The sequence below is a fragment of the uncultured Cyclobacterium sp. genome (assembly GCF_963976465.1).
In the GTDB taxonomy this organism is placed as follows: domain Bacteria; phylum Bacteroidota; class Bacteroidia; order Cytophagales; family Cyclobacteriaceae; genus Cyclobacterium.
Window position 1 is genome coordinate 1 of record NZ_CAXBOC010000202.1, and the last position, 8,957, is coordinate 8,957.

Below are 8,957 nucleotides of genomic sequence, written 5' to 3' on the forward strand. Positions count from 1 at the left end.
GCCAAGGAAGCGGCTGCACTTACCGGATGACCGCCAAAAGTAGTTATATGGCCCAATAAGGGATTATCTTTAAATACCTCCATGATCTCCTTGGGGGCAATAAAGGCACCAATGGGCATTCCCCCCCCCATACCTTTGGCACAAACCACAATATCCGGAATGATTCCGAAATGTTCAAAGGCCCAAAATTTCCCTGTCCTTCCAAATCCTGCCTGAACTTCATCCAAGATTAATAGGGTGCCGGTTTTGTCACATCTTTCCCGAAGGGCCTTAAAATATTGCTTGTCGGCCACCCGTATTCCCGCTTCACCTTGGATGGTTTCCAGGATTATTGCCGAGGTTGCTGTGCTAATGTATTTGAGTTGTTCCTTGTCTCCGTATTGGATATTTCTCACTCCCGGTAATAAGGGCCTATAGGCTCTTTTAAATATTTCATTTCCTCCAACTGAAAGTGCACCATGTGAAGAACCGTGGTAGGCGTCTACGCACGAAATTATTTCTCTGCGGTTATTGTATCTTTTGGCAAGTTTGAGGGCCCCTTCAATGGCTTCACTACCACTATTAACCAAGTACACATTGTCAAGGCTTTCCGGTAATGTATTAACAAGGGCCTGGGCTAAAAGGGATTGCGGTTGTTGTACATATTCTCCATAAACCATTAGATGCAAGTATTTGTCCAATTGTTTATGAATGGCTTCCAATACTTTAGGATGGCGGTGACCAATATTGCTAACACCAATGCCTGAAATCAAGTCCATGTATTTTTCACCATTGGGACCAAACATATATATACCCTCTGCCTTTTCTATTTCTATCAAAAGAGGGAAATCAGTCGTTTGTGCCAAATGAGATAAAAATAACTGTCGGTTGTTCATAATAATAAATAAATGAAAATATACTGGGATTAATTACCACTTTTTGTGGCAATCATCAGCAAAACAAAAGTAATCATAATATGTCCTGTAATGAAACCTTAATTGATTAAGGAAGCTTTAAATGATTTTAATTAATTGAAATGTTATGCATTTTAATGCATGAAATTCGCCGAAATAGAGAAATTTATGCCGATTAATTAAGGTTTATCTGCTACAAATCATTTAATTTGAGAAACACATATTCTTAAACCAAAAATATACCAATGAAATCAAAATTATTTTCTTTGTTTTTAGTCTTGGGCGTCACTGTTGCTTTTTCTGTTTCAGCTCAAGAAAAAGATATTAAATTGCCACCTCAAGCTACTGAGTTTTACGAGCCGGTTGTACAACCTGTAAAGCCCGGAAAAGAAAATCACCTGCCACCGGCGGATGCGATTGTGCTATTTAATGGCAGTAGTTTGGACGCTTGGGTAAGTGAGAGAGATGGGAGTTTCCCCAAATGGGAAGTTAAAGACGGAGTTTTCACCGTAGTGGCTAAAACAGGAGGAATTAAAACCAAAGAAACTTTTGGTGATGTTCAAGTGCACCTGGAATGGCGTTCACCCAGTGAAATCAAGGGAGAAGGCCAAGGACGCGGTAATTCAGGATTTTTCTTAATGGGAAAATATGAATTGCAGATTCTAGACTCCTATGAAAGTAAGACCTATTCTAATGGACAGGCAGCAAGTATTTACAAGCAGCATCCTCCTTTAGTTAATGCCATGCGCCCTCCGGGAGAATGGAACACGTATGATGTGATTTTTACCGCTCCGAGATTCGACTCCAAAGGAATGTTGATATCTCCCGCAAGAATTACTGTATTGCACAACGGAATTCTTGTACAAAACAATGTAACACTACATGGGCCTACGCAATATATAGGTATTCCTCATTATGTGGAGCATGAGGAAGAATTGCCTTTTCATATCCAGGACCATGGTAACCCTGTTAGTTTTAGGAATATATGGGCGAGAAAGTTAGATTGATTTACTTTTCTATTAATTAAAATTAACGATGAACTCCAGAAGAAAATTTATTCATAAATCAATCCTTACTTCAGCAGGATTGGCCACATTACCCAACCTATTGTCTGCAACGCATGTAAATGCAAGGTCTAAACGTGTGGGAGCCAATGATCAAATTAATTTTGGTTTAATTGGCTGCAAGGGAATGGGCTGGTCAAATATGCACAGTCACTTAAGGCTTCCGGAAGTCAACTGTGTAGCATTGGCAGATGTGGATCAAAGTGTATTGGACCAACGTACCGAAGATGTTTATAAACTGCGAGGAAAAAGGCCCAAGCAATACAAGGACTACAGGCTGATGCTTGAAGATCCGGATATTGATGCGGTAATCATTGGTACCCCTGATCATTGGCATTGCCTGAATTTGATCGACAGCCTTTCAGCAGGTAAACATGCCTATACAGAAAAGCCTTTGGCCAATTCCATTGAGGAGTGTAACCTGATGGTAAAGGCGGTAGAAAGGTATGGGAAATTGGTGCAAGTAGGGCAATGGCAACGAAGTGGCTCTCAATATTCCCAGGCCATAGATATGGTCAAATCCGGGAAGCTAGGAAATATTAGGTTGGTCAAAACTTGGGCCTACCAAGGATGGATGAACCCCGTTCCAAAATTACCAAATAGCCAGCCTCCAGCAGGTGTAGATTATAAAATGTGGCTTGGTCCTGCTCCGGACAGACCTTTTAACGCCAACAGATTTCATTTTAACTTTCGCTGGTTTTGGGATTATGCGGGAGGATTGATGACAGATTGGGGTGTGCATGAAATTGATATAGCCCTATACGCCATGGGAGTAAGTGCGCCTAAATCAGTATTGGCATCAGGTGGTAAATTAGCCTATCCTGATGATGCCTCCGAAACACCGGACACCCTTCAAACAGTATATGAATACGATGGTTTTAATATGCTATGGGAACATGCTACGGGTATTGATGGAGGAAATTACGGAACAACAGAAGGCATTGCATTTATTGGGAACAATGGTACGCTGGTTGTCAATAGAGGGGGGTGGAAAGTCATTGCTGAAACCGAAAATGTCGATGGCAAGAAAAAGGAGAAAATTGAAGCCTTAGAACTTGTAAAGCCGGAGTGGAATGCCCAAAGGATGCATTGCAAAAACTTTGTGGAAGCCATGAAAGCCAATGATCCATCTTTGCTTCACTGTGGTATTAAAACCGGCTCCGTAGCGGCAATCAATGCTCATATGGGAAATATCGCCTATAAATTAGGTGAGAAAATTTATTGGGATGCAGAGAAAGGTCAGTTTACTAATGGAAAAGCCAATAAGCTAATTAAAGCCAACTACAACAATGGTTGGAAATTACCTAAAGTATAAAAGTAAAAAAGGGATGCCAATTGCATCCCTTTTTTTCCGTCCTTTTAGTTTATTAAGCTTGAGTTTTTCAAAGCAGTTATAGTAGCTTTACTATTATCCAACAAGAAGGATGTAGCATAAGAAAGCCAGTATTTTGGGAGGCTGTTGCATAACACCGCAAAGTTAAACAGGTTTCCAAGCATGGTGCTAATCGGCTGGAAATTGACTGATTTTGAAATGATGTCCCCATGAAATTAATGCCCTTGGCCCTATTAATTCCGGAAGCAGGTAACGGACATTCTCAGTAGTTTTCAAGCATCTTTTTAATATGTGCTTTTGCATTGAACATGTCTTGGAACTCATCCTGGATCACATGCCCTTTGTCAAGCAGATAGGTTACTCTTTTTGGAATGCCTATGATCGGTACCAAGGCATCGTATTTTTTACATACTTCTCCGGAGACATCAGAAAGTAATTCAAATGGTAATTTATTGGATTTTTTGAAACGAAGATGTGTTTCCATATCGTCTCTGCTGATCCCAATTACCGGCAGGTCTAAATCTCTGAATTCTTCAAATTGATCTCTGAATTCACAGGCCTGAGCTGTACATCCTCCGGTAAAATCTTTTGGGTAAAAATAGATTACACATGCTTTACCAAAAAAATCCCGTGAAAGTTTAAAATCTGAACCTGAAGTAGAAGGTAATGTGAAGTCCGGTGCTTTTTGACCTTTTCTTAATCCCATGTTTTTTTAGTTAGTCAAACAATTTTTGATAGAAATAGTTTTCTTTTCCTGCTTTTATCTTTTTTTCGGAACCAATTTATACAAAAAGTACTTTTATTGGGGGAATTTTGATTCACTATTTAAAGCGTTTATTTTGAGTAATTCAAGTGTAAAGCACATGTTGCTGGCTGTGTGTTTTTTCGCACTAATGAATGTAGTTGTAAAAACATTGCCCCATATTCCGGCCATAGAAATTATCCTTTTTCGATCTGTATTTAGTTTTATTGCCAGTTACCTTATCTTAAAGAAAAAGTCCGTCCCGGTTTTTGGGAATAATAAGAAGCTTTTGGTGATAAGAGGCATCGTTGGTTCAATAGGCTTGATTACATTTTTCTACACATTGCAGAATATTCCATTAGCGAGTGCTGTCACCATTCAGTATTTAGGCCCCATATTTACTAGCATCTTAGGAATATTTATCGTTAAAGAAAAAGTCAAACCCAAGCAGTTTTTGTTTTTTGCCATTGCCTTTTCCGGAGTGATAATGATAGAAGGATTTGACCCGAGGATAAATGGTTTATTTTTGGTTATAGGAATTACTTCAGCTTTGTTTTCCGGTTTGGCCTATAATGTGATCAGAAGACTAAAAAACACTGAGCACCCCTTGGTGATTGTGTTTTATTTTCCTCTTGTTACCATTCCAATTGCAGGCCTAATAAGCATGATTTACTGGAAACAGCCGGAAGGTTGGGATTGGGCTTTCCTCTTCTTAGTAGGTGTTTTATCTCAATTAGCACAGTATTTTATGACCATTGCTTATCAAAATGCAAATTTGGCCAAGGTGTCAAACTTAAATTACCTTGGGATAATTTTTGCCCTCGGGTTCGGATATGTTCTCTTTGAAGAAACCTACAACTTGTATACTTATGGAGGGATGTTATTGGTGCTTACCGGTGTGATTCTAAACTTTTTATATGCGAGGAAGCCCGAAGCAAAATAATGGCTTAAAATATGGTTTAAGCCGCTTAAACCTGTAAATTTGAAATTTATAGCATCACTTTTATGAAAATAACCAAAGACCTTTACCATAGTTCACTGACTTTATTAACTGATTATTACCAATTTACCATGGCCTATGCCTATTGGAAATCAGGAAAAGCAGAGGAGGAAGCTATCTTCAATCTATTTTTCAGGAAAAATCCTTTCCAAAGTGGGTTTACGATAGCTGCCGGATTAGATTATATCATTGATTATTGCCGAAATATGACTTTTGGTGACAATGATCTTGCTTTTTTGGCCGAAATGAAAGATGAAAAAGGGGAAAAGGTTTTTGAAAGTGGTTTTATTGATTATCTAAAAAACATGACCTTTAGCTGTGACATAGATGCAGTAGAAGAAGGTGAAGTTGTCTTCCCTAATATGCCTATGGTAAGGGTAAAGGGCCCACTTATCCAATGTCAGCTTTTAGAAACACCCTTATTGAATATCATTAATTTTCAAACTTTAATCGCTACCAAAGCGGCAAGGATGGTCTTAGCCGCCAATGGAGATCCAGTGATGGAGTTTGGCTTAAGAAGAGCTCAGGGAATAGATGGGGCACTCGCAGCAAGCCGTGCATCTTATATTGGGGGCTGTTCGTCCACCTCAAATGTTATGGCTGCAAAGCTTTTTGGTATTCCTGTGTCGGGTACACATGCCCACAGTTGGATCATGTCATTTGAGAACGAATTAACGGCTTTTGAATCTTATGCAGAGACCTTTCCCGACAATACCATTTTGCTTGTGGATACCTATGACATTGTGCAAGGAGTCAAACATGCAATAGTGGTTGCTGAGCAGCTGAAAAAGAGGGGTAAAGCATTGAAAGGGATTAGGATCGATTCCGGAGATTTGGCTTATTTCAGTAACTTGGCTAGAAAAATGCTAAATGAGGCAGGGTTTCCGGAGGTTAAGATTGTGGCCAGCAATGATTTGGATGAGCACATTATTACCTCCCTGAAAATGCAAGAGGCCTCCATAGATGTATGGGGGGTAGGGACCAAGCTGGTCACTGCCTATGACCAACCTGCTTTAGGGGCTGTGTATAAATTGTCAGCATTAAGAAGTAAGGATGGAGATTGGGTTCCTAAAATAAAATTGTCTCAACAATCCATAAAAATTAATATTCCCGGCCACCATAACGTACTCAGGTATTCTGCAAATGGAAAGGCAATAGCCGACATGATTTATCTGGAAGGTTTGCAACAAGGAGATAAAGTGACGATAATTGATCCCATAGACCCTACCCGAAGAAAGAAAATCTCTGTAGGGAATGCAGAAGCTGAGATTTTGCTTAAACCAATCTTTGTTAATGGAAAGAAAGTATATGAGCGGCCCAGTATTCAGCAGATTCGACAAAGGACACAAGATAGGCTTGCCATCTTTGATAAAACCCATAAGAGGTTGATCAATCCCCATATCTATCCGGTTGGGCTAGAGGCAAGTTTACACGAGTTTAGAACAGCATTGGTACTTAAAGCTAAATCGATGGACAATGGCAATTGATCTCAATAATACCGCCCTTATTATAGTGGACGTACAAAATGACTTTTTGCCGGGTGGAGCACTCGCGGTAAATGATGGGGATAAGGTAGTTCCTGTAATCAATAAGTTACAAGAAAAGTTTGAATTTATCGTGGCCACTCAAGACTGGCACCCATCAAATCATGGAAGTTTTGCAGCCAACCATGTAGGCAAACAAGTAGGGGATACCGTAATTTTATATGGTCTTGAGCAAATTTTATGGCCTACTCATTGTGTGGAAGGATCTTTTGGTGCAGCTTTTCATCAAGGGCTTGATCATAATAATTGGCGTGAAATTTTTAAGAAGGGAACCAATCCGAAAGTTGATTCCTATAGTGGCTTTTTCGACAACGGCAGGAAAGAACAAACCGGATTGGGAGACTATCTAAAAAACAAGAAGATTGAAAAGGTATTTGTTACAGGTCTAGCTGCAGATTATTGTGTTAAGTTCACTGTATTGGATGCCTTGGATTTAGGTTTTGATACTTTTTTGATTATAGATGCCACAAAAGGAGTTAATTTGACTCCCAATGATACTTTGGCTGCTTTTAATGAGATGGAAAAGAAGGGGGCTGTGCTGCTTCAAAGTGACGAGTTGCTTTGAACAAATACTTACAATTCTCAAGTAGAGGTTTGAAGAATTAAGGTGGTTTCAAAAATTGTATGACTTTAAGTTAGGAAATAATAAAAGCCATCAGCGTATTTTGCTGATGGCTTTTTCAATGAATAAGTTCAAATTTACCTTACCTGGATATTAGAAGGCTTATTTATAATTAAACCTCCGAATCATTGGTCGCATGTAATTTGCCCATTTCTTGGTCAATGGTCCATAAGCCAACGCCTTCTTCGCCAATAATATCAAAGATTTCTAAAGCTCTTCTGGCAACGGTTTCTTCTTCACGTTGTTCTGTTACATACCATTGCATAAAGCTAAAAGTGGCAAAATCCTTAACATTGAAACAATGATCAACAATAGTATTTATGGATTTAGTGACTTCAATTTCATGTTCCAGAATCAATTCAAAGACTTCTCTTAGGGAATTGAAATGTTGTCTGATATCTGTAATCTCAGGTTGAATGGCATGGCCACCGGCTTCATTAATATACCTAAATAATTTCAGCATATGGCCTCTTTCCTCTTCAGCATGGTCATATAGGAATTTAGCAGAATGGGAAAACCCTTGCATTTCTGCCCATGAAGCCATGGAGAGGTAGTAGGCAGAAGATTTGCCTTCCATTTCCACTTGCTTGTTAAGCTTTTCCTCCGTATCCATCAATAAAGACCTTTTTAAGGTCACAATTTCTTTTTCCTTGATATTCATATTTTTCTTTCTTTTTAGTTGAGCAACTATTCTCTTACGATTAATTGATAAGAGAGTTGGCATTTGCCATTTAATTACTGCGGCACTGTTTTATAAGATAAAGATAGTTAAAATCAACTGACGAAATACGGATAGTAATTTTAAACCATTCTAATTCTAAGGAAGGACCATTACTTGAATTTTGCTGGCAAACTTTTCTGTATGAAAAACCCTATGGGTGGCTTTGACAAAGTCCTCTTCCTCAGCCTCAAAAATGTTTTGAACATATTTTTGAGGATTGCGATCAATTAAAGGAAACCAAGTACTCTGGATTTGAATTTGAATTTTATGCCCCTTTTTAAAAGTATGGAAAAGGTCTTGTAACCTGAAATCAACAGCAGTGATTTGATCCGGAATAAAGGGTTTTGGGAACTCAAAGCTTTCTCTATACCTTCCTCTGATGACTTCTGAACGAACCATTAGATGGTAGTTGCCCATGTCCACCCCATCTAAAACGTAGGCATGGTTGGGTTGATCTCCGGGAAAAATATCGACGATCTTAACTACCCAGTCTGCGTCCGTTTGAGAAGTGGCAACTTTTAATTTTGCCAAAACTTCCCCGGCAAGCGTCATATCCTCACTTAATACTTCGCTGGTAAAAGTCAGCACGTCAGGCCTTCTGGCTGCAAATCGCTGGTCGTCTGCCATGTATTTTCTTGGCGTGAAGTTTATTTTGATGTCTTGACTATAAGGGACAGGATTGGAGGGGTCTGAAATGAAAGTGGTAAATCTATTTCCCTCCGGTGTGGTTTCAGAAAGTTCCCCTTTCTCTTGAAAGTAAAAGCTTTTCCATTGACTTTCCTTTGGAGGCCATTCTTCGAATTTTTCCCATTTATGGTTTCCGGTATCAAACATATACGCTTCAGGAAGGGCAGGTTTACCTATTTCGGGTCCCTTTAGATAATGATTGAAAAAAACACGTTCAATATTTTTTTGGTACCATGTGGAGATAGAATCGCCAAAATAAATATTAGAAATAACCTGAGACCCATTTTCTCTTGACCAGTCTCCATGAGACCAAGGCCCCATCACTAGGGCATTGTAGGTGTCAGGGTTGTT

9 protein-coding genes are annotated in these 8,957 nt (G+C 39.2%); 5 read left to right on the plus strand and 4 right to left on the minus strand.

Annotation, left to right across the window (positions count from 1 at the left end; translation table 11 throughout):
* Positions 1 to 875 (minus strand): aspartate aminotransferase family protein (locus tag AAC037_RS12510; RefSeq protein ID WP_339903311.1); only part of this gene is annotated, 875 nt, incomplete at its 3' end.
* 263 nt (positions 876 to 1,138) lie between these two features.
* On the opposite strand from AAC037_RS12510, the gene AAC037_RS12515 reads away from it, so the two are divergent.
* Both AAC037_RS12515 and AAC037_RS12520 read left to right on the plus strand, forming a co-directional pair.
* Positions 1,139 to 1,900 (plus strand): DUF1080 domain-containing protein, encoded by a 762-nt coding sequence (locus tag AAC037_RS12515; protein WP_339903312.1) that lies wholly within the window; start codon positions 1,139 to 1,141, stop codon positions 1,898 to 1,900.
* A 28-nt stretch (positions 1,901 to 1,928) separates the two neighbouring features.
* The gene (locus tag AAC037_RS12520) at positions 1,929 to 3,272 is read left to right on the plus strand and encodes a Gfo/Idh/MocA family oxidoreductase (RefSeq protein ID WP_339903313.1); all 1,344 of its coding nucleotides are present in this window, start codon (positions 1,929 to 1,931) and stop codon (positions 3,270 to 3,272) included.
* Positions 3,273 to 3,552: 280 nt separating this feature from the next.
* Here the strand turns inward: AAC037_RS12520 and AAC037_RS12525 are convergent, their stop codons facing one another.
* Positions 3,553 to 3,996: a peroxiredoxin gene (locus AAC037_RS12525; RefSeq protein ID WP_303612075.1), complete on the minus strand. Its 444-nt coding sequence runs from the start codon at positions 3,994 to 3,996 to the stop codon at positions 3,553 to 3,555.
* Between the two features lie 157 nt (positions 3,997 to 4,153).
* Here AAC037_RS12525 and AAC037_RS12530 point away from each other — a divergent pair, with 157 nt between their 5' ends.
* The 3 genes from AAC037_RS12530 to pncA all read left to right on the plus strand — a co-directional run bounded on the left by AAC037_RS12530 (position 4,154) and on the right by pncA (position 7,141).
* Positions 4,154 to 4,975, plus strand: coding sequence for a DMT family transporter (locus AAC037_RS12530; protein WP_339903318.1), 822 nt, complete (start codon positions 4,154 to 4,156; stop codon positions 4,973 to 4,975).
* Positions 4,976 to 5,037: 62 nt separating this feature from the next.
* Positions 5,038 to 6,519, plus strand: a complete 1,482-nt coding sequence (locus tag AAC037_RS12535) for a nicotinate phosphoribosyltransferase (RefSeq protein ID WP_339903314.1) — start codon at positions 5,038 to 5,040, stop codon at positions 6,517 to 6,519.
* On the plus strand, positions 6,509 to 7,141 hold the full coding sequence (gene pncA / locus AAC037_RS12540; protein WP_339903315.1) for a bifunctional nicotinamidase/pyrazinamidase: 633 nt from the start codon (positions 6,509 to 6,511) through the stop codon (positions 7,139 to 7,141). Before AAC037_RS12535 ends, pncA begins: the two co-directional genes overlap by 11 nt.
* A gap of 169 nt (positions 7,142 to 7,310) precedes the next feature.
* Here the strand turns inward: pncA and AAC037_RS12545 are convergent, their stop codons facing one another.
* Both AAC037_RS12545 and AAC037_RS12550 read right to left on the minus strand, forming a co-directional pair.
* Entirely contained in the window at positions 7,311 to 7,859 is a 549-nt protein-coding gene (locus AAC037_RS12545) for a ferritin (RefSeq protein ID WP_339903316.1), read from the minus strand.
* Between the two features lie 156 nt (positions 7,860 to 8,015).
* Positions 8,016 to 8,957, minus strand: a 942-nt coding sequence (locus AAC037_RS12550) for a CocE/NonD family hydrolase (protein WP_339903317.1), incomplete at its 5' end; no start/stop codon positions are given.